This window comes from Pseudomonas sp. USTB-Z (assembly GCF_019691255.1).
Lineage (GTDB): Bacteria > Pseudomonadota > Gammaproteobacteria > Pseudomonadales > Pseudomonadaceae > Aquipseudomonas > Aquipseudomonas alloputida.
In genome coordinates this window covers 1-454 of record NZ_JAECZP010000081.1, presented here as the reverse complement: position 1 = coordinate 454, position 454 = coordinate 1, and the positions used below count along the sequence as shown (strand labels likewise).

Here is a 454-nt window from a genome sequence, read left to right as displayed (position 1 = left end):
AGGTTGTAGGGAAACAGCACGGCCCAGAACGGCAATTGCCAGTTCTTTTTGCCCTGCATTTCACCGGGCTCGCCGGTTCGCCAGGGGGCATAGTGGCGCCAGGCTTCTGCCGGGGTCAGGCAGATGGCGTGGAGTGGCTTGTGCCACCAGTTGGGTTCACCGGGCGGGGGGAGTTTGTCCGGGCCGTGGTCCATGAAGTGGCGAAGGTATTCCCACACTTCGGCGACATGTTTGACGCCGGGTTCGGTGGGTTCGTTGCTGTCGACCCAGAGACAGTCTTTTTGATGCAGGCTGCCGTCTTCCCGGCGGGGGGCGAAAGCGAGGGCATAGCTGGTGCTGAATGATGAGCCGCCGTATTCGGTGCGCTTGAAAATGCCACCTCCGGTGTTGGCCCATTCGAATACGAGTACCTTGCTCAAACGTTGGTAGTAGATTTTTTGGGTTGATCGATTGA

1 pseudogene is annotated in these 454 nt (G+C 58.8%); it reads right to left on the bottom strand.

Annotated features, from left to right (window positions below):
* Positions 1 to 454 (bottom strand): annotated as a pseudogene (locus I8746_RS26940) (hypothetical protein); the annotation flags it as partial.